The organism is Pseudomonas sp. BE134, assembly GCF_031456105.1.
Lineage (GTDB): Bacteria > Pseudomonadota > Gammaproteobacteria > Pseudomonadales > Pseudomonadaceae > Aquipseudomonas.
Genome location: NZ_JAVDUA010000027.1, coordinates 59,186 through 78,884 on the forward strand (window position 1 = coordinate 59,186; position 19,699 = coordinate 78,884).

Annotated in this window: 13 protein-coding genes and 1 pseudogene; 8 read left to right on the top strand and 6 right to left on the bottom strand. The window is 57.7% G+C overall.

The genetic code is table 11. The features are described from left to right. Nucleotides 1–210 precede the first annotated feature (210 nt). The gene (locus J2Y56_RS21265) at nucleotides 211–984 is read left to right on the top strand and encodes a ParA family protein (RefSeq protein ID WP_310352503.1); all 774 of its coding nucleotides are present in this window, start codon (nucleotides 211–213) and stop codon (nucleotides 982–984) included. 107 nt (nucleotides 985–1,091) lie between these two features. Beyond that, the gene (locus tag J2Y56_RS21270) at nucleotides 1,092–1,307 is read left to right on the top strand and encodes a hypothetical protein (protein WP_007943040.1); all 216 of its coding nucleotides are present in this window, start codon (nucleotides 1,092–1,094) and stop codon (nucleotides 1,305–1,307) included. Nucleotides 1,308–1,383: 76 nt separating this feature from the next. Here J2Y56_RS21270 and J2Y56_RS21275 read toward each other — a convergent pair whose 3' ends face one another. Further along, nucleotides 1,384–2,658, bottom strand: a complete 1,275-nt coding sequence (locus tag J2Y56_RS21275; protein ID WP_007943041.1) for a glucarate dehydratase family protein — start codon at nucleotides 2,656–2,658, stop codon at nucleotides 1,384–1,386. A 112-nt stretch (nucleotides 2,659–2,770) separates the two neighbouring features. Here J2Y56_RS21275 and J2Y56_RS21280 point away from each other — a divergent pair, with 112 nt between their 5' ends. After that, the gene (locus J2Y56_RS21280; protein ID WP_007943043.1) at nucleotides 2,771–3,673 is read left to right on the top strand and encodes a LysR substrate-binding domain-containing protein; all 903 of its coding nucleotides are present in this window, start codon (nucleotides 2,771–2,773) and stop codon (nucleotides 3,671–3,673) included. A 95-nt stretch (nucleotides 3,674–3,768) separates the two neighbouring features. Here J2Y56_RS21280 and J2Y56_RS21285 read toward each other — a convergent pair whose 3' ends face one another. Further along, a complete protein-coding gene (locus J2Y56_RS21285; RefSeq protein ID WP_007943044.1) occupies nucleotides 3,769–4,209 on the bottom strand; it encodes a hypothetical protein in 441 nt (146 codons plus the stop codon). Nucleotides 4,210–4,760: 551 nt separating this feature from the next. Here J2Y56_RS21285 and J2Y56_RS21290 point away from each other — a divergent pair. After that, on the top strand, nucleotides 4,761–6,482 hold the full coding sequence (locus tag J2Y56_RS21290; RefSeq protein WP_310352507.1) for a type I secretion system permease/ATPase: 1,722 nt from the start codon (nucleotides 4,761–4,763) through the stop codon (nucleotides 6,480–6,482). Continuing rightward, complete coding sequence (locus J2Y56_RS21295; protein ID WP_310334619.1) at nucleotides 6,475–7,845, top strand: HlyD family type I secretion periplasmic adaptor subunit; 1,371 nt, start codon at nucleotides 6,475–6,477, stop codon at nucleotides 7,843–7,845. Before J2Y56_RS21290 ends, J2Y56_RS21295 begins: the two co-directional genes overlap by 8 nt. A 74-nt stretch (nucleotides 7,846–7,919) precedes the next feature. Here the strand turns inward: J2Y56_RS21295 and J2Y56_RS21300 are convergent, their stop codons facing one another. After that, on the bottom strand, nucleotides 7,920–13,535 hold the full coding sequence (locus J2Y56_RS21300; protein ID WP_310352509.1) for a putative Ig domain-containing protein: 5,616 nt from the start codon (nucleotides 13,533–13,535) through the stop codon (nucleotides 7,920–7,922). 281 nt (nucleotides 13,536–13,816) lie between these two features. On the opposite strand from J2Y56_RS21300, the gene J2Y56_RS21305 reads away from it, so the two are divergent. Next, nucleotides 13,817–15,451 (top strand): S8 family serine peptidase, encoded by a 1,635-nt coding sequence (locus J2Y56_RS21305; RefSeq protein WP_310334623.1) that lies wholly within the window; start codon nucleotides 13,817–13,819, stop codon nucleotides 15,449–15,451. Further along, a complete protein-coding gene (locus J2Y56_RS21310) occupies nucleotides 15,448–15,705 on the top strand; it encodes a hypothetical protein (RefSeq protein ID WP_007943056.1) in 258 nt (85 codons plus the stop codon). The genes J2Y56_RS21305 and J2Y56_RS21310 overlap by 4 nt, the downstream gene beginning before the upstream one ends. 280 nt (nucleotides 15,706–15,985) lie before the next feature. Here the strand turns inward: J2Y56_RS21310 and J2Y56_RS21315 are convergent, their stop codons facing one another. Then, on the bottom strand, nucleotides 15,986–16,543 hold the full coding sequence (locus J2Y56_RS21315; RefSeq protein ID WP_007943057.1) for an ATP-dependent Clp protease proteolytic subunit: 558 nt from the start codon (nucleotides 16,541–16,543) through the stop codon (nucleotides 15,986–15,988). Nucleotides 16,544–16,807: 264 nt separating this feature from the next. Between J2Y56_RS21315 and J2Y56_RS21320 the strand changes: the two genes are divergently transcribed. Further along, nucleotides 16,808–17,239, top strand: coding sequence for a general stress protein (locus tag J2Y56_RS21320; protein ID WP_007943058.1), 432 nt, complete (start codon nucleotides 16,808–16,810; stop codon nucleotides 17,237–17,239). Nucleotides 17,240–17,354: 115 nt separating this feature from the next. Here the strand turns inward: J2Y56_RS21320 and J2Y56_RS21325 are convergent. Next, nucleotides 17,355–17,694, bottom strand: a pseudogene (locus J2Y56_RS21325) (SDR family oxidoreductase); the annotation flags it as partial. Nucleotides 17,695–18,267: 573 nt separating this feature from the next. After that, the gene (locus J2Y56_RS21330) at nucleotides 18,268–19,614 is read right to left on the bottom strand and encodes a 2-hydroxycarboxylate transporter family protein (RefSeq protein ID WP_007943060.1); all 1,347 of its coding nucleotides are present in this window, start codon (nucleotides 19,612–19,614) and stop codon (nucleotides 18,268–18,270) included. Between the last annotated feature and the right edge of the window lie 85 nt (nucleotides 19,615–19,699).

Consider the following 19,699-nt stretch of genomic DNA (forward strand, 5'->3'; position numbering starts at 1 on the left):
AGGCATTACTCGCGCCTTCGCGAGGTGGACTGGCAAACAAGGTCCTGCGCTGAGGCGCGCATGGCAACGCATTGGTTGTCAAAACGCTCTAGTTCGCAGCTTTGGCTGATCTCTGTCGTAAAACTGTCATGTTACGGTCATAGAATTGACACGAGTTCTTACACTTCACCTAAGATGGCCTCTGGCCTTTTTCACGGATGAGCAAGCCCCATGCGTCGTGTCGTATTCAATCAGAAAGGTGGCGTTGGAAAATCCAGCATTGCCTGCAACCTTGCCGCTGTGAGCGCTGCCGAAGGCTACCGAACACTGCTGGTAGATCTCGACCCCCAGGCAAATTCGACTCACTACCTCACTGGCTTGATCAACGAGCGCATTCCAGCGGGCATCGCCGATTTTTTCAAACAGACATTGTCTGGCGGCTTCGAAGGCAGAAAGAGTCGCGTGCATATCACCGAGACCCGTTACGACAACCTCCATCTGGTGGCTGCCAGCCCTGAACTGTCAGAGCTCCAGTCAAAACTGGAGAGCAAGTTCAAGATCAATAAGCTGCGCAAGTTACTGGTCGAGCTTTCCGAGGACTATGAGCGCATCTACATCGATACACCTCCGTCACTGAATTTCTACACCTTCAGCGCGCTGGTGGCGGCAGACAGGTTGCTGATTCCGTTCGACTGCGACAGTTTTTCTCGTCAGGCGCTGTATCACGTCATCGCGCAGGTAGAAGATCTACGTTGTGATCACAATGAATCACTGACAGTGGAAGGCGTGGTGGTTAACCAGTTCACTGGACACACTGGCTTGCACCAAAGTCTTGTGGATGAGTTGCTGGCAGAAGGTTTGCCTGTGCTGCCGGTATACCTGAGCAGCTCCGTCAAGATGCGCGAATCTCACGAGGTGTCAGTCCCCCTCATTCATTTGGCTCCTCGTCATAAGCTTTCGCTGGAATTTGTCGGTTTGCTCGATGCCCTGGAACGGGCTGCTTAGTTCACAGATGGCGGCCCCTCCGGTTGCGCCTGAAGTTCGTGCCGCTGAAACAATGACGAAACATTCCAGACCTATGATTCGCTTCACCGAAACCTAAGGGGGTGGAGATGAATAGGCCATCAAGAAGCATGCGCAAACTGCTTGACTCCGTCGCATCGAATAATGAGGTAGCGGCACTCGATGTGATGCGCGCAGCAGAGCAGCTCAAGGACGAAGTGCTTCGTCAACGGTTGCTCAACATGATTCACCAGCTCAACCAGGACGCCAATGACTTGCGAATGGCGCGCGACAATATTCAGGGCGGCGCCATAAAGCTCGCGTAAGTAGTTGGCATCCTCATATTTTTTATCGGCGCTGAAAAACCAGTGCCTGGTCCTGACCGCCAGGCACCGGACACCCTCAAAAGCGCGGTTTGATGGTTTTCCATTCAGGCTTGTAACGCTGCATCTGCTTCACATCATCGCGCTGGCGAATGCCGCACGTCAGGTATTGGTCATGCAGCTTGCCCAATTGATCGTGATCCAGCTCCAGGCCCAATCCGGGCGCTCGGGTAATTTTCACGCAACCATCGACGATGGGCAGCTTGCCGCCCTTGATCACCTCTTCATCCGGCTCCTGCCAAGGGTAATGGGTGTCGCAGGCGTAATCGAGATTGGGCACCGAGGCGGCGACATGGGCCATGGCCATCAGGCTGATACCCAAATGCGAGTTGGAATGCATGGACACGCCTACACCAAAGGTCTGGCACATTTTCGCCAGCGCCTGAGTGTCGCGCAGACCGCCCCAATAGTGGTGATCAGCGAGGACAATCTGCACGCTGTTCAAGGCCACACTGCGGCGAAACTCATCGAAATCAGTGACCACCATATTGGTCGCCAAAGGCAGACCCGTGCGTTTGTGCAGTTCGGACATCCCCTCAAGGCCCGGCGTCGGGTCTTCATAATATTGCAGGTCGTCGCCCAGCAGTTCGGCCATGCGAATCGAGGTTTCCATGGACCAGTTAGCGTTCGGATCGATCCGTAGCGGGTAACCCGGGAAGGCCTTTTTCAGCGCCTTGATGCACGCCACCTCATGCTCCGGCTCCAGCGCGCCAGCCTTGAGCTTGATGCTCTTGAAACCATAGGTCTCGATCATGCGCCGAGCCTGGGCGACGATCTGCTTTTCGTTCAGCGCTTCACCCCAGCTGTCGGGTTTGTATGGCGAATCGATATGCTGGGCGTACTTGAAGAACAGATAGGCGCTGAACGGAATCTCGTCACGAATCGCACCGCCCAGCAAATCCACCAACGGCACGTTCAGCGAGTGTGCCTGTAAATCCAGGAACGCCACTTCGAACGCCGAATACGCATTGCTCACCGCTTTGCTGGCGTGAGAGCCGGGCGCCAGTTCTGCGCCGGCGATGTTTGCCGGTTTGTTCGACGCCACGGTGGCCTGCACGATGGCGCGCAGCTGATTGAGATTGAACGGGTCGAGGCCGATCAGCTTGGTTTGCAATTGCTGCTGGATCGCCAGCGCCGGAGCGTCGCCGTAACTCTCACCCAGGCCAATGTAGCCATTGTCGCTCTCGATCTCGATGATCGAGCGCAGCGCGAACGGTTCGTGGATACCACTGGCATTGAGCAGTGGCGGATCACGGAAAGCGATGGGGGTAACGGTGACTCGTTTGATTTTCAAGAGGCTGCTCCCTTTGAAAGGCTTGTTGATTTTTAGGACGAGCCGATCATGGAGGTGGCAATTGATCCCGTCTAATCTAAACTGGCATTCGATTGATACCCGGATTAGATCAATGTTCGAACTGACTCAACTGCGCTGCTTCACCACGGTGGCCACCGAACTCAACTTTCGTCGCGCCGCCGAACGCCTGAACATGACGCAACCGCCTCTCAGCCGACAAATCCAACTGTTGGAGCACCACCTGGGTGTCGAGCTGTTCACCCGCACCACCCGCAGCGTGACCCTCACTGCTGCCGGGCGGGCGTTCTTCATCGAAGCGCAGAACCTGCTGGAGCGCGCCCAGCAAGCCGCCGTCACTGCCCGGCGATTTGCCGAAGGCGACATCGGCTCGGTCAACATCAGTTTCGTTGGCAGCGCGGTGTACGAGTTTCTGCCCAAGGTCATTGCTGAAGCGAGGCTCAAACAGCCCCATGTCAAAATCGATCTGTCGGAGATGAACACCTACCAACAGCACGAAGCCCTTCGCGCCCGGCGGATCGATCTGGGCATCGTCCGCGCGCCCTTGCTGGAACCGGGCTACGCCACTGAGTGCCTGGTGCGCGAACCATTTGTATTGGCTATCCCCAGTCGCCACCCGCTGGCCAGTACCGAAACCGTGTCCGTCAAAGACCTCGAAGCGCAACCGTTCCTGATGTACTCCCACGCCGCCTATCCGCCGTTCAACGAACTACTGACCGGTATGCTGCGTTCAGCCCGGGTCGCTCCCGAGTACGTGCAATGGCTCGGTTCGTCACTGACGATTCTGGCGCTGGTCAACGCTGGAATGGGCCTGGCTCTGGTCCCTCGCTGCGCCACCAGTGTGGTGTTCAAAAACGTGGTGTTTCGGGATATCGATCTGGGGGAGGGCGTACAGAGTGAGCTGCATTTGATCTGGCGCGATAATAATGACAATCCGGCGTTTGCAATGTTGCTGGAGGGGATTCGCAAAGCTGTGAGGGAGGGATGGGGGGTGTGAATGGGTGGGCGGGAGATGGGTCTTGGCTGTCCGGCCGAGCGTCTCGACACTGTCCTTTTGCAGCTTTTTTGAGGGGAGGGCTGGTCAGCGCAGCGCTAGCTACAAGTGAGACTGACGGCCTTTGCGGCACGTTCGAGCTGCTGTTTGACATCGACGGGGATGCGCTGCTTCTTCAATCGTTGTTCAAGGAATGCTTGATCGCCGCGAGTGTCCACCTCTGCCTCAACAGCGGCATCCTCCGCTTCTATGGCGGCAGAGTGACTCGCCATGACCGAATCAATATCCTCCGCGCTAGTCGCACCTTCAAGCGCGCGGATCAGTTTCGCCACTTCCTCTTCTTCAGCGCTCGCGTAGGCCTCCACGGTCATTCCGGCCGCCAGCGCACGCGCTCGAATTTCCACCCCTTTCAAGGTGTGCCTGGCTTCACTGCACGAAACGTCTTGACTCTGCTTTGCCACAGCTCTCCATTGGACTAGTCCAACGGTCAACGTACCGATTATTGCCAGGGTGATAGCACCGCTCAGGATCCGCTTCATGGCCACTCTTGGTTCCTATGAAGTGAGGTTTCGATTGGGTCGCTTTATCTCTTCTCGAATTAATTGAATCGTAGCATTTGCATCCGTTTACGGGCTGTCGATCTCCTGTCTCAGACCGTGCGACCTGGAAACCGGATGACTGACTGCATAACCCGGAACAAATGAACCGGGTTCTTTTATCGTAGTGCACATCCAGGCATGAACGCGCGCGGTTTCAAAAAAGCATCTCACAAAGGCTCCCGAGCGTCCTAGAATCTCTGGTTCTACCGGCCTTTGAAATGCTTTTTAGCCCGCAAAAGATGCCGCGCTGAGCCTTCAATCCACTTGAGGGCATGCAACACTCCCGCCCGTCACCCCCCTGACACCCTAGCCGGTCGAACTGGCACTAACCCGTGCCCCCGTTGTCAGTAAATGGCGCCTGTAGCGACAAGGACCGTCTCGGACAGCGGCAAGTCAGGCTACGTTTGGTGTTTTCTCCAATGCCTCAGGGCAAAAAAGACTCGCGATGGATTGCTACCTGGACTGACTATTCCTTTTGCGGGCGACATTTTATGGGTTTGCTTCTCGATCCGCGTCATGACATTGATGCCGCTTTATTAAGCTATCGCCGGGTGTTCTGGTCGCTGGCGCTGTTCAGTGGGGTGATCAACCTGCTTGTGCTGGTGCCGTCGCTCTACATGATGCAGGTATACGACCGGGTGCTGACCAGCCGCAACGAAACCACCTTGTACATGCTCACGCTGATCGCCTTGGGACTGTTCATGTTCAGCGGCTTGATTGAGTGGGCACGCGGCGAGGTAATGATTCGCATGAGCGCGGGGCTGGACGATGCCTTGGGCGAGCGGATTTTCGACGCAGCCTTCGCTCGTAGCCTGCGTGAGCACAACGCAAACCCGGCGCAGGTGCTCACCGATCTGGCGACATTGCGCCAATTGATCACCGGCCAAGGCCTGATCGCTTTGCTCGATGCGCCGTGGTTGCCCATCTTCCTGCTGGTGGCGTTCATCATTCACCCCTGGTTCGGCCTGCTGACGCTGGTCCTGGCCCTGGTGCTGATTGGCCTGGCGCTGTGGGGCGAATTGGCGACTCGCACGCGCTTGAGCGAAGCCAATCGTCTGGGCGTGCAGTCGTCGACCTATGTAAATAGTACGTTACACAATGCCGAGGTTATCCAGGCGCTGGGCATGCTCGGACCGTTGCGCCAGCGCTGGAGCCTGCTGCAACAACGCATCATCGCCGCTCAGGCCCATGCCAGCGATCGTAGCGCGCGTATCACTTCGACGACCCGCTTCGTGCGCATCTCCGGACAGTCTCTGGCCTTGGGGCTGGGGGCGTTGCTGGTGCTGGAAGGCCAATTGTCGGCGGGCATGATGATTGCGATGTCGCTACTGCTGGGGCGTGCGCTGGCGCCCGTGGAAATCGCCATTGGTTCGTGGAAGCAATTCACCTCCGGCCGCCAGAGCTACCAGCGCTTGAGCCAACTGCTGGCCCAACATCCGCGCGAGCGCCTGCGCATGCCTTTGCCAGCCCCCACCGGCGCGGTACGCCTGGAGCAGTTATATGTCGGCCCGCCTGGCGCCTCGCAACCTACCTTGCGCGGTATCAATTTCAGCCTGGCCAAAGGGGACGTGCTCGCCGTCGTTGGCGCCAGTGCCAGTGGTAAATCAACGCTGGCCAGAGCGCTGGTCGGGGTATGGCCGGCCATGGGCGGGTCGGTGCGTCTGGACAACGCCGAGATCAGTCAATGGTCCCACGACGCCTTGGGCCCGCACCTTGGATACCTGCCCCAAGACATCGAGCTGTTCGACGGCAGTGTGGCCGACAACATTGCCCGCTTCGGTGAACAGCACGCGGACAAGATCATCGCCGCCGGGCGCCATGCCGGCATTCACGAGATGATCCTGAATTTCCCCAAGGGTTACGACACGCCACTGGGCCCCGGCGGGCTTGGCTTGTCCGGTGGACAAAAACAACGCCTCGGCCTGGCTCGCGCGCTCTATGGGTGCCCGTCGCTGATTGTGCTCGATGAGCCCAATTCCAACCTCGATGAAGCCGGAGAACTGGCGCTGGTGCAGGCCATCAGTGCACTCAAGATTGCTGGCAACACCGTGGTGCTGATTACCCACCGGCCTAATGTGCTGGCGGTGGTCGATCACATCCTGGTGCTCAAGGACGGCACTCAACAAGCATTCGGTCCACGGGATCGGGTGCTCAACGCATTAATGCCAGGGCCTAAACCGGCCGTGGTGAGGGAGGCTGGCGGAAATGCGTGATTTGACCCCAGGAACACAAATGTACAGCGAGCAGGGCCTGAGCGTACGCGGCGCCACAGCGCTGCCCACTGCCAGTACGGACGCCGGGGGAGCGGCTCGCTATGGCGTGGGTTTTCTTGTCCTGACGCTGGGCGGCTTCCTGCTCTGGGCTTGCCTGGCACCGCTCGACCAGGGTGTCGTGGGCAGCGGCACCGTGGTGGTAGCAGGCGAACGCAAGGCCGTGCAGTCGTTGGTCGGTGGGGTGGTGGAGAAGCTGTTGGTCAGCGATGGCGATCGCGTCACCCAGGGACAGTTGCTGGTGCAACTCAATACGGTGCAGGCGCAGTCGCAACGGGACGTGATCCTGGGCAAGTTGCTCAATGATCGCAGCGTCGAGGCGCGGTTGATTGCCGAGCGCCTGGGCAAAGGCGAGATCCAATGGCCCGCGCAATTGCTGGAACGCGTCGACGAGCCACGGGTCAAGGCCGCCATGGACTTGCAGAGCCAGTTGTTTCTGACCCGCCGCGCAGAACTGGGCAGCCGCTTGCAGATCATCGAGCACGAAGTCGAGGCATTGCAGCAGCAATTGCTGGGCTACGAAGGTCTCAAGCGCAACTACGACTCGCAGATGAACTTTCAGCAGCAGGAACTGAAAGGCCTGCGTGATTTGGCCAGTGAAGGCTACATTCCGCGTAACAAGCTTTTAGAGGCCGAGCGCAACGCCGCCCAATTGGCCGGGCAGATTGCCTCCGGGGTGGGCGATGTCGGCAGGACCCGCCAAGCGATCAACGAGAGCCGGCTCAAGGCCTTGCAGGCGCAGCAGGAATTTCGCCGCGATGCCGAAACCCAGCTCAGCGAGGTCTCTGCCGAGGCGGCCGGTTATGCTGATCAGATCAATGCCTTGCAGTTTGAAGTCGACAACGGAGCGATCCGTGCGCCGGTGTCCGGGCAGGTCATGGACGTGAGCGTTCATACGGTCGGGGGCGTCGCGCAGGCCGGTCAAACCCTGATGCAGGTGGTGCCGCTGGATGCGCCGATGGCGATCACCGCGCGTTTCGAGCCGCTGATGGCCGATAAGTTGCGCCCGGGGCTGCCGGTGCATGTGCATTTTACGGCGCTGCAACGGGTGGACACGCCGACCGTCACCGGCACGGTGGCCACGGTGTCGGCGGACCAGTTGATCGATGAACAGACACACCAGCCGTACTTTTCCGCCAAGGTAGACATTCCCGCCGACACCGTCGCCTCGCTGCAGGCCGCCGGCCTGCTGGTGCGCCCCGGCATGCTCGCCGATGTCACGGTGGTGACGGGGGAACGTACGTTGATGAATTACCTGATGAAGCCGTTGCGTGAACGCTTGCTGGTGGCGTTCAAAGAGGAGTGAGCAGAGCGAGCTTGCTCGCGAAGGCGCTGGATCAGCTTGTAGGCTGATCCACCGCTATCGCGAGCAAGTGCAACTCAGGCTGTAAAGTCGCTGGCGTGCAGCTCCTTGACACCCACCAGCTCGAACTGGAACTCAGGGGTGGCGTCGGCGTTGACACTGCCTTCGAGGATGCCATCGGCAAAGCGAATTTGGCCGGTGGCGTTGGTGGGGTTGAAGGCGTTGCTGCCAATGAACGTAAAGGCGTCGACGGTGGCAGTCAGCGGGTTGGCGTCCAGGCCGGTCAGATCCAGTTGATCAAGCTCTGTGGCCTTGAAACCGCTGATCACATCGCGCAAAGCGCCGATGCCCATGTCCGACAAGGCACTAAACACGTAAGTATCCGCACCCGTGCCGCCGGTGAGGCTGTCGGTGCCTGCACCGCCGATCAGTCGATCATCGCCTGAACCACCCACTAGCGAATCGTTACCCGCACCACCGTCCAGAACGTTCCCTGAGCTGTTGCCCGACAGCGTGTCGGCGTAAGCGCTTCCCGTCACGTTCTCGAAGAATTTCAGGGTGTCGAGTCCGGAACCCACGGTGTTTTGTTGTGCGGATGTCGAGAGGGTTACGGTAACCCCCGCCAACGCGCGCTCATAGGACACGGTGTCCTTACCCTCGCGGCCGTCCAGCACATTGTTGCCGGCACCGGCAAACAGCGTGTTGTCCAACGCATTCCCCGTGCCATTGGCGGCGCCAGCGCTATCGATATACAAATTCTCGACGTTGCTGGCGAGGGAATAGGCCGCCAGGCTGCTGTGCACGCTGTCGATCCCTCCAGGCACCCCATTGCTGTTGGTCTCGATCACGGTGTCGTCGGCATTGTCGACATAGTAGGTGTCGTCGCCATCGCCACCGCTCATGCTGTCGGCCCCTGCGGCACCATCGATCACGTTATCGGCGTCATTACCGGTGATGAAGTTGCGCCGCTCATTGCCGGTGCCATCGATCTCCGACACACCAGTGAGCACCAGGTTTTCGAGATTGGCGCCCAACGTCCAACTGACAGATGCCTGCACAGTGTCGATCTGCGCGGTCGAAGTGTTGGTTTCCACCACGCTATCGAACGCGTTATCGACCACGTAGATGTCGTTGCCATCGCCCCCGGTCATGGTGTCGGCGCCCAGGTCGCCATCCAGTGTGTCGTTGCCCGAGCTGCCCACCAGGGTATCCGCTTGATCGGTGCCGGAAATCATCCCGCCCTGATTCTGAGCGTTGTCGAAAATGTCCTGCACGCTGTTGTTGTCGTTGGGATTTCCCTGGAAGCCAAGGTCGGTGGCGATGTAGTCGGCCAGGCGCTGGCCGACGATTTCTGCCGATTCTTCGTGCAGGTGCCAGACGTCATCCGGATACACCAACGGATCGACTTCATAGCGCAAGGGCAGGTCGTTGTAGTCCACCGCCAGTTTGACGTCGGCGCGTTCGGCGGCCATGGCTTCCTGGGCGGCGCGGACATAGCCGACTCCTTCGACGATGGAGGCAATCTTTTCTTCCGAATAACCACGGGCACGCGCCGCATCCTGCTCGTAGTGACCGGTTTCCATCATGTACACGCTGAAGTTGCCGAACTGGGCATGCAGGTAATCAAACACCTTCAAGGTTGCGGCCTTGTAAGCCGCTGCGGCCCCTGCCTTGTCGGTGGCGCGGCCGATCTCCTGGGCGGCTTCCTCGCCCTGGCCCCAAATGATGCCCATGGTGACGTTATCGACGGCTTTGAGTTCGGTGAGCTGGTCTTGCAGCAACGCCACGGCGCGCAACAACGCAGGCCCGGGTTGATTGGTGTCGGTCAGCCACCAGCACAATTTGAGTTCCTCGGGGCTCAGGGTCGACAGGCCGTTGACAGTGCTTCCACCCACGGCGATGTCTATGCCGTTGCCGTCGGCATCAGTGAACTGGCTGCGTACGTCATAGGGGGTGTAGCGGTCCAGGTCGTTGACCAGCATCGAGGTGCCGGACTGATCGTCGTCCTCCGTCATACGCAGCAGGCGCGCATTGGATTGGCCGAGTGTGGGCAGGTAGAGGATGTCTTGCTGGGCTCGCTCGCCGAACACGAAATCACTGGCGGTCAGGGTGTTGAGGTAGTTGCCGTTGAGGGCAATTTCGAAGCGATTGCCATCGGCGTCGGCCTCGGCGGATTTGATGTAGGTCTTGTCGCCGGCCGCATTGAGGGTCATATACAACGTACCGTTGCTGCCATCGCCTAAGCCGAGGATGCCAAGGCCCGAAACATCGATCTTGTCGACGCCCACGGTGAAGTCATAAATCGTGTCGGTGGCCGTGACGCCGCCGGTGTCGTAGTCCCGATAGCTGTCTTGTACGTTGGTGTAGCGGAAGGTGTCGGCACCGTCGCCGCCGTACAGCGAATCGCGTCCGGCACCGCCGTCGACAATGTCCGCGCCGGTGCCGGCCTTGATGGTGTCGTTGCCACCGAGGCCGAGAATCAGGTCTGCGGCTGCCGTGCCGGTGAGGCTTTCAGCGTTGTTGGTGCCGGTGATGGTGTTGGCGGGCGCATCGGCCACCACCAGGGCGAAGCTGTCGCTCACAGACGCACCTGAAGGATCGGTGGCCTTGACCAGTACGTTGTAATTGCCAGACGCCGTGCTGGTCGGCGTGCCGCTGAACGTCAGGCTGGTGGTGTTGAACTTCAGCCAGGCGGGCAGGGCGCTGCCGTCGGCAAGGGTCGCGGTGTAGGCCAGCACATCCTGATTGGCGTCGGTGAAGCTGTCGTGGGTCACGGTGTACTGGAATGGCGTGCTTTCGGTGGCGTTTTGGTCGAGGAGGGGGATGGTCACCACCGGCGCGATATTGCTGGGGGTGTTCTGGTCGGCGAAGACAAAATGACTCGCCGTCAGGCTGTTTAACAAGTTACCGGCCAGCGACACTTCGAAGCGGTTGCCGTTGGCGTCGACAGTGAGATCCTTGAGGTAGGTGCGGTTGGTAGACGCGCTGTAGGTCACTTGCAGCGTGCCGTTCAGGCCGTTGCCCAAGGCCGTGTAGCCGAGCGTCGAGACATCGATCTTGTCGGCGGTTACGTCGAAATCGAGGATCTGGTCACTGGCACTGGTGGTACCCGTGCGGTAGCTGTCGAGCTTTGAGGTGTAGCGGAATACATCGGCACCCGCGCCTCCGGTGAGTTTGTCGACGCCAGTGCCGCCGACCAGGATGTCGTTGCCGGCGCCGCCATTAAGGGTGTCGTTACCACTGCCACCGAGCAGTTGTTCGTTGGCAGCGGTGCCCGTCAGCGTGTCGTTGTTCGGCGTGCCATTGATCACCGTGGGTGCGCCGGGTACGTCCTGTACGGCCAGGGTAAAACTGTCGCTGACGGTGGCATTGCTGCCATCGGACGCGGTGACCTGTATGGAATAGGTCCCCGATGCCGTGTCGCTTGGCGTGCCGCTGAACGTACGGGTGGCGGCATCGAAGGTCAGCCAGGCGGGCAGGGCGCTGCCATTGGCGAGTTTGGCGGTGTAGCTGAGGCTGTCGTTGTCCGGATCAGAAAAACTGGTGGCTGGCACCACATAGCTGAACGGGGTGTTTTCGGTGGCGTTCTGATCCAGCAGCGGCGTGGCCACCACCGGTGCCTGGTTGGTCGGTGACGACGTGGCGAAGACGAAGTTGGCGCTGGTCAGCTTGTCGAGGTAGTTGCCGTCCAGTGCCACTTCGAAGCGATTGCCATTGGCGTCGGCGGTCAGGGATTTGATGTAGGTCTTGGTGCCGGCACTGTTGAGTGCCAGGTACACGGTGTTGTTTTTGCCGTCCCCCAGGCCGGTGAAACCCATGGCCGAGAGGTCGACCTTGTCGGCGGTGATATCAAAGTCGGTGATCAGGTCGCCAAGGTTGGCACCGCCGGTGTTGTAGTTTCGGTAACTGTCCAGGCGATTGGAGAACACAAAGGAATCCGCCCCGGTGCCACCTGTGAGGGTGTCCATGCCGGCGCCACCGTCGAGCTTGTCGTCGCCCGCGCCACCATTGAGGCTGTCGTTGCCCGCCAGGCCGAGCAGAGTATCTGCCGAATCACTGCCCAACAGCGAGTCGCTGGCGCTGGTGCCGGTGACCACCCGATTGAATATGAAGTTGCTGGCGGTCAGGGTGCTGGCCAGGTTGCCCGAGAGAATCAACTCGAAGCGATTGCCACTGGCGTCGGCATCGTAGTCCTTGATGTAGGTGCGGTCGTTGCTGGCGTTGTAGCTGACCTGCAGGGTGCCGCCACGGCCATTGCCCAGGCCGGTGAAGCCGAGGCCGGCAAGGTCGATCTTGTCCTGGGTGACGTCGAAGTCAGTGATGGTGTCATCGAAGCTTGAAGTTGCGTTGCGGTAGCTGTCCGATTGAGCGGCGAATCGGAACGTATCGGCGCCGGTACCGCCGGTGAGTTTGTCGATGCCTGCACCGCCCACCAGAATGTCGCCACCGGCGCCACCATTGATCGTGTCGTTACCGGCGCCGCCAAAGAAAATCTCGCTGGCCGCACTGCCCAGCAGGGTGTCATTGCCAGCTGTGCCTTGCACGGTGGTCATCGGCACCGTGGCGCTGACGTAGCTGCCGTCGCCATAGACCAGCGTGGCGCCATTGCTGGTGTGGCTGATGGTGTTGCCGATGATGGCGTTACGATCGGTGCCGTCTTCATTGCGCTCTGCAACACCGTAGGTCGACAGGTTGCTGCCGCTGATGATGTTGCCCTGGATCGTGTTGTCGCTGCCGTTGAAGTACTGGCCGGACACGCCCAGGGTGTCGTCGTAGGACTGAATGATGATTTCCGGTACGGGGCTGCCCAGGGAATTGTTATTGAGCGTGTTGTCGATGACCTCGACGTGGTTGCTGCCGTAGATGCGGATCCCGGCGCTGTTGTTGTCGTGGATATCGACGCCGCTGACCGTCACGTCGCTGGACAGCTTGATCAGCACCCCTTCGGCGCCGTTGCCATACACCGCGCCACCGGTGATGGTGATGTTGCTGGGGGAGGGGATGTTCTCGCTGCCGCGCTGCACCACGATGCCCGTACTGCCGTTGTTGTAGGCCACGTTGTTGGTGAGGGTGAAGTCGTGGGTGCTGGTGACGACGTTAAAACCGTGGCGGTCATTGTCGTAGGCGACGTTGTTTTCGAAGGTACTGTCGCTGAGGAAGTCAGCAACGAAACCGTCCAGGCCATTGCCGTGGGACACGCTGTTCTTGATGACCATGTTGACGGTTTTCTCATGGGGGTCGAAACCGTACCCGGAGCAATCCTTTATCTCGACGCTGTCGAGGGTGACGTTGGAGTCGTAGCCTTCTACGCCGGGAATGTAGCCATTGAACCATCCGTCGACCTTGCCAGTGGTGTTGTCGCGGTTACCGTCGATGGTGAGGTTGCTGACGCCAAAGTCGTGGGTTTCCTCGCCATAGGCCGAGCGGATGACACCTGTGATTTTGGTGTCGGTGCCGTCAGCTACCTTGACAGTGGTTTCGCCCATGCCGTCGCCGTACAGGTAGACGTTGCTCTTGAGCATCAGGCAACCGTCGGAGGGTTCCTCACCTCCCGTAACGATATAAGTTCCGGTGGGCATATACACCTGCCCCCCGCCTGCGGCAGCCGCTGCATCAATCGCACTTTGTATCGCTGCCGTGTCGTCTGTGATGCCATCTCCTTTGGCGCCAAAATTCTGTACGTTGAAAATCATAAACTTACTCCGTGTCAGACTAAAACCTCGGTAGGTGCCAATATTCCATCGACGACCACGTGTTATGACCCAGCGGAGCGTAAAAGTTGTGACAGAAAACAAACTAACTGATCAGCGGTTGTGAAGAATTGCGCATAAGTGACGCTCTGTTGACGCTTCTTGGGTGGCGAGCCAGACCTTTCGCGCAGTGCTACGTCAAATACGCCGCCTATCGAAAGTAGGGGCGAGTGCTAGGCTCAGATCAACTTGATCTTGACTCTAACGAAATGGAGATTCACGACATGCCTGCCAAGCCAAAGCCCCGCAAGGCCAAGCCAAGCGTCTTGAATGAGCTTGATACGCTCAATGGTAAAGTTGATTTTGCCGACGGCGGACAGCTTGAGCGGCTTGAGCAACTGGTGAAGCAACTTCGACAGGCGCGCATAAGCGAAGAAGAACGATATTCGGATGACGTCGTCGTTGTGCGTCTGTCTGATGAAGTATCAGCAGATAGTCCTGAAGTTCAGTCAGCTTCGGTTTTAGGACTCGGCAACACTTCCACGGCCTTCGCTAAAGGAGGGAAGAGGGCGGCGCCCAAGATGGATTTGATACATCAGTTCCGTGGCTCGATGGCCGTTAAAGCGAACAGGTCAGCTCTAATGGCGGTGCGTAGCAACTCACCCGGGCTGAAAGTCACTCCCGCAACATGGCTCTACCCACAGTACATCCGACCGATGGGAGATGAGCTGGATGCGTTCGCGATACAAGTGAGCGAAGGGATGAGGGCCAAACGCTTCGAAGTACAGCTGACCGACGCAGAAGGCAAGCCGGTGGCAAAGGTCAAAGTGCGCGCACTGCTGGACTGGAATGGAGCCCATGCCAGCGTCGAGTCTGACAGTCAGGGCATTGCTCTTTTTTCAATCCCTCTTTCCTACCCCAAAATCGAACTCCTCATTGTCGAGCCTGAGCACACCTATTGGTCAGTGTTCGTTTCCGGTTTCGAGCGCGTCGCAGCGCCAAAGCGGGTGAGTATTGAGCTGAAGGCATTGACGCCCTATGGCTTTGGCTTGATCAACCATTACGCACCCTATGAAGAAAACGCTGGCGAGAACGTCAGCGTCGGTGTCATCGATTGTGGTGTGGGGCCTCACGACGCGTTGGAATTGGCCGGAGGGGCGTGCCTGGTGCCGGGTGAAAACGCGGCGGACTACCTTGATAACGGCCTTGGCCACGGCACTCATGTCGCCGGAACCATCGCTGCAAAGAAACTGCCTGGAACAGAGGTGTATGGCGTCGCTCCGGCGTGTCGGCTGTTCGCTTACCGAGTGTGCCCGAAGACTGGAAATCGTGGACGAGCCAGGTCTATTGAAATAGCTGCCGCCATTGAGAGGGCGATCGCCGATGGGTGCGATGTGGTGAATATCAGCATGGGGAGTCTTGAGCCCATGCCTGAAGTTCCCGGCATTCTGGAACAGGCGCGTAACGCGGGCATGGTTGTATTTGCCGCGACGGGAAACGACGGCGAACCGTCGATTCGCTACCCGGCCCGCTACGCCCATAGTCTGGCGGTAGGAGCATTGGGACGAGACGGAACATTTCCACTCGATAGCCCTGATGTGAACCATGAAAGCCCAGTCAGGAAAGGGAATGAATTTGTTGCCGTGTTCTCCAACTATGGAAGGGAAACCGATTTCATCGGAGTAGGGGTGGCGGTGATCTCGACTTACCCGAAGGGGCTCTATGCTAATATGTCAGGGACCTCAATGGCGACGCCATTCACCAGCGGCATGGCGGCTCGCCTGCTGTCGAAGCACCCTGAGATCCTTGCCATGGCACGCGGGCCAGAGCGTGCAGACGCGATCATCAAGATGCTGTTCGAATCGACACGGAAGGTCGGCTGGAGCAATGACTACGAAGGTTTCGGAGTACTGAAATGACTAGCGTGGTTTTGACTTACAAAGGCCCGTCTTCAGAGAGAAAGGAAGCAGAATTGCGCCTGCGGCAGAAGCTCGATTGCACAGACTTTGTCTGCAGGGCGACTGATCTGTTCGAGGCCCAGGTCGATGAACGGCAGCTGTCGATTATCGCTGGAGAATCTCAATGGCAAGTGACTTTCCCGTCCTACGCCGAGATTCGTAAACCGGGCACAAACTGGAACAAACTTCGCGATAAAACGCTTGAAATGAAATGACAGCCCGAGCGTTGCCGCTGCTTGAAGCTTTGGCGGCGGGTTCATCGGCATTGCAGCTTCCCTGCTGCCCTTTGACCATGAAGGTGACGTCTGAAGCAGCGAAGGCTATACGATTCCGACAAACGAAAGGATAACCAGGACAATCACGACTGCTCCGACGATGTAGATGATATTGTTCATAAACCCACCTTTCCAGTTCCAGAGGATTGATACGCTAAGTATCTAATACAACGGACACCTCCGATTCCGGTTCCGTTCCGCGAATCAAAATACACGCGGCTCATCCTCCGCTGACTTTCCAGTGTTTGACATCGTCTGCAAACATCATTTGTTTCATCTCATGGGCAATGCCATAGGCCAGAGACTCATGCGCGGCGATGACTTTTTCTTCGGCTGAAAGGCAATGAAAAATATCGAGCTTGGTCTCTGCGTCAGCCGTTTCAAGCGTGAATATCTGCACGTAACGCGCGAGGTCGTTGTCGAGGCTCGACAGGTATTCACGCAGGCGCTGATGGTCGACTGATTTTTGGCTGAAGTACCAATTCATCGGGTGAATCAGGAAGCGTGAGTGGGGCGAGGTGATACGGCGGTTTGCCGCCAAAAACATAATGATGCCCATTGATTCGATGTTGCCCGCATTAATTGCGCATAGCGGTACCGGCAATGATTTCAGGAACGTGTAGAGCGTGAAGCCAAAGTTAGTGCTCCCTCCGCTTGTAGAAAGATTGAGGAGCAAGGAGGTGGCACCTTGTTCGATGGCTTCGAGGCAACAGTCCCGGAAGCGCTCAGTCGTTCCTTGATCGATCTGGCAATGAAAATGCACGATGTGTTCAGTCATCGATTGACGTCCTGAGTGTGATGCATGGAGGACTTCCACGATTTATCAAGTCTAGTAAACATCGATCATTTCATCTGGGCTCTGACGTCAGTTGCCCCCTCCATAACGCCAACGCCGTCCATCGAATTAGCGCATATTCAATGGAACCAAAGCCCCGAATCCGCTCGTCGCGAGTCCAATATTTCCGTTCAAACTTTCTGTTTCGTGCGTCCTCCGAATTAAACGAGCTCCATGCTCGAATTAACGATGTTGAGGTGAACGAAAATGGCCAATACAGGAAACAAAAATCCAGGCAATTTTTCTAACGACCCAGACAAGTCTTCTCAAGCCGGCAAGAAAGGTGGAGAAGCTTCTCGCGAAAATTTTGCCAACGATCCGCAACGGGCGTCTGAAGCAGGCCAAAAAGGTGGTCAGGCTTCTGGCGGACAACAATCGCGCGATAGCGATCGCATGTCCGGAGGCGGCCAGGGCACGAATCGCGGAGGTGAATTTGCCGACGATAAAGACAATATGACCAAACCAGGCCAAAAAGGCGGCCAGGCATCAGGCGGACAGCAATCCAACAAGGCTGATCAGTCGTCCAGCGGTTGGCAAGGAAGCGGAGGCGGTTCCGATATGGCCGATGACCGCGATCAATCATCTGATACGAATCGCAAGGATGGTGGGATGAGCGGCGGTGGAGGACGCAAATCCTGAGGTCGTCTGACCCATCAAGCCCCGAGTTTTTCGGGGCTTGATTTCGATACTGCGCCCGGGCTCCTGCACCAAACTGGATGGAGTCATGAGCAGCGCTTACAAATGCGTCGCACGCCTATTTCGGCGCCAGATCGCCATACCAATAGGCCGCCGTGACGCCGCCATCCATGAGAAAGTCGCTGCCGGTAATGAAGGTGCCTTCGGGGCCCATCAGCAACGCGCCCACTGCCTGCACCCACTTCGTCGGGCGTGCCACCTCGACCGGCCGCGCTCTGCTCGATCATGCGCCGATAACCCTCACCCCGTGGGCCGTTCAACTCGTCTCGAGCCAGCGGCGTAAAGATGATGCCCGGGCTGATGGTATTGACCCGCGCACCGCGTTTGCCCCAGCGCACAGCCTCTGCCATGACCCGCAACGAATTGCCCCGTTTGGATATCTGGTAAGCGTGCAATGGCCTGGCCTATTGAACCGGCTCCGATGACGACAATGACTTTCGCAAGTTTTTTCATAAGTTATCCGTTGTGAGGCTTGATTGGATTCACAGGGATCCATCGGCTAATGCGGCGACCGAAGTTGGCCACGATGAAACCTGAGGATCACCAGGGTCCATAGCGATTGGCAGTCTGAGATCATTCATTGATTGAAGTCCCAAATAAGCGGCAGCGGTTAAGTTTCCGGCGGCATTGCAGTGCGGATCTTTGCTGTCCGCTAGGCAACGCAACACGCAGTACTCTTCAAATAGAGTGATCACCATGATTGCAGAAAGTTTTTGCAATATTCGCTCATACAGTCATGTGCTCTGCTCATGAATAGAAGGGCTTGGCGGTTTGACTGGCGTCCAGCCGTGTCTTCGCGCCAGGAAGACGCGAGATGAGTTATTGCAAGATGTATTACAGGTGCACATGCCTAAAAACGAGCAACGGTCGAACGGCTGAGTATTCCGAATAAAACAAAAATGGCGCTCACCGCAAGGGGAGCGCCACTTTGATTGATCAAAGATTTATGTATCGGTTTTATGCACTCGCTATCAAGCAAAAATACGCAACAGAATGGTCGCCAGGATAACTGTCGAAGCACCGCCGATGCGCGTAGAGATCTGTGCGAATGGCATCAGCGACATACGATTGGACGCTGACAGAATCGCTACATCGCCAGTGCCTCCAAGGCCGCTGTGGCAGCAGGTCACGATGGCCGATTCGATGGGGTACATTTTCATCAGATTGCCGATGAAAAAACCTGCGACGGTCATCGAGACCACGACCGACACGCAGACCAGAACGTAACCGAAAGAAAAGACTTTTACGACGCTGTCCAGTGGGACATACAGCATGCCCAGGCCGATCATGACTGGCCAGATGAAGGCGGCGGAAACCAGTTTGTAGAAACTGTTTGCACCTTTTTCCAGTTTTTCGGGCAGAACACGGGCGTATTTAAAGAGTACTGCAGCAAGAATCATCATGACGGGGCCGGGGATTCCCACGACTTTCTCAAGCAGACCGCCCAGGACAAAGAAGGCGCAGATGATCAAAACGCCTGCCCCCATCAGTCTGAAATCGAAAACCGAGCTGCTCTCTTCCTTGACCTGGAATTTGTCATTCTCGTCTTTGGCACGAATCAATGACCCCTCGCCATTGAGGTGCGGGCGTTTGAGCGCCAGACGAGCCAGATAGCCAGCGCAGATGATCGCAGCAATGTTGCCGACCACAGCGGCGGGCGCCAATTGAGCAACGTAGATGTCCGGCGTGCCACCGAGGATCGCTGAGTAGGCCAGCGACAGTGGCAGGATCCCTTCACCAATCCCCCCGCCAATGATCGGAACAATGATGAAAAAGAAGGTGTGGTAGAAGCTGTAGCCGACGAGCTTGCCTACAAGCAGCCCACTGCCCACGGCGGCCAGGGTACCCACGAGCAAGGGGATGAACATGCGGATCATGCCCTGAACGAGAATAAAGCGACTCATCCCGAGAATGCTGCCGACGACCAGGCTGGCAATGACGAAATACAGGAAGTTGGCTTCCTTCATCAGCATTTTGGTTGCGTCAATCGTGGCGGCCCCGAAGAAACCGTAGAACACCAGCACCGACGGCAACATCAAGCACAGAATGGCGCCTCCACCTATTTCCTTCAGTAGCGGCAGACGCGAACCCAATTGACCGAAAAACACGCCCATCGTCATGATGACGGCAAGTCCACCGATCATGTTTTTGGGCAGGAACCCCCAGTGCGCCGAGAGAAAGACGATCAAGGCGATGCCGAGAAATATCGGCAGAGGGATAACACCGATTTCGTAGGCGCATAGGCTACGCAGGCGTTGCAGAATACCGACATCGCGGGTGCTATCGACTTTCAGGGGCTGCTCATATGAATTGTTCATGATGCTATTTTCCTCATGTTGTTTTTATCGAGGATTCAGAAACCACGGTTAACCGGGCTTTGTTTGCCACTCGGTATTGCGATGG

Excerpts from the sequence above, each read along its gene's own strand:
- J2Y56_RS21305 (WP_310334623.1), top strand. The coding sequence starts at position 13,817 with ATGCCTGCCAAGCCAAAGCCCCGCAAGGCCAAGCCAAGCGTCTTGAAT.
- J2Y56_RS21300 (WP_310352509.1), bottom strand. The coding sequence starts at position 13,535 with ATGATTTTCAACGTACAGAATTTTGGCGCCAAAGGAGATGGCATCACA.
- J2Y56_RS21315 (WP_007943057.1), bottom strand. The coding sequence starts at position 16,543 with ATGACTGAACACATCGTGCATTTTCATTGCCAGATCGATCAAGGAACG.
- J2Y56_RS21295 (WP_310334619.1), top strand. The coding sequence starts at position 6,475 with ATGCGTGATTTGACCCCAGGAACACAAATGTACAGCGAGCAGGGCCTG.
- J2Y56_RS21330 (WP_007943060.1), bottom strand. The coding sequence starts at position 19,614 with ATGAACAATTCATATGAGCAGCCCCTGAAAGTCGATAGCACCCGCGAT.
- J2Y56_RS21280 (WP_007943043.1), top strand. The coding sequence starts at position 2,771 with ATGTTCGAACTGACTCAACTGCGCTGCTTCACCACGGTGGCCACCGAA.
- J2Y56_RS21265 (WP_310352503.1), top strand. The coding sequence starts at position 211 with ATGCGTCGTGTCGTATTCAATCAGAAAGGTGGCGTTGGAAAATCCAGC.
- J2Y56_RS21310 (WP_007943056.1), top strand. The coding sequence starts at position 15,448 with ATGACTAGCGTGGTTTTGACTTACAAAGGCCCGTCTTCAGAGAGAAAG.
- J2Y56_RS21285 (WP_007943044.1), bottom strand. The coding sequence starts at position 4,209 with ATGAAGCGGATCCTGAGCGGTGCTATCACCCTGGCAATAATCGGTACG.
- J2Y56_RS21320 (WP_007943058.1), top strand. The coding sequence starts at position 16,808 with ATGGCCAATACAGGAAACAAAAATCCAGGCAATTTTTCTAACGACCCA.
- J2Y56_RS21270 (WP_007943040.1), top strand. The coding sequence starts at position 1,092 with ATGAATAGGCCATCAAGAAGCATGCGCAAACTGCTTGACTCCGTCGCA.
- J2Y56_RS21290 (WP_310352507.1), top strand. The coding sequence starts at position 4,761 with ATGGGTTTGCTTCTCGATCCGCGTCATGACATTGATGCCGCTTTATTA.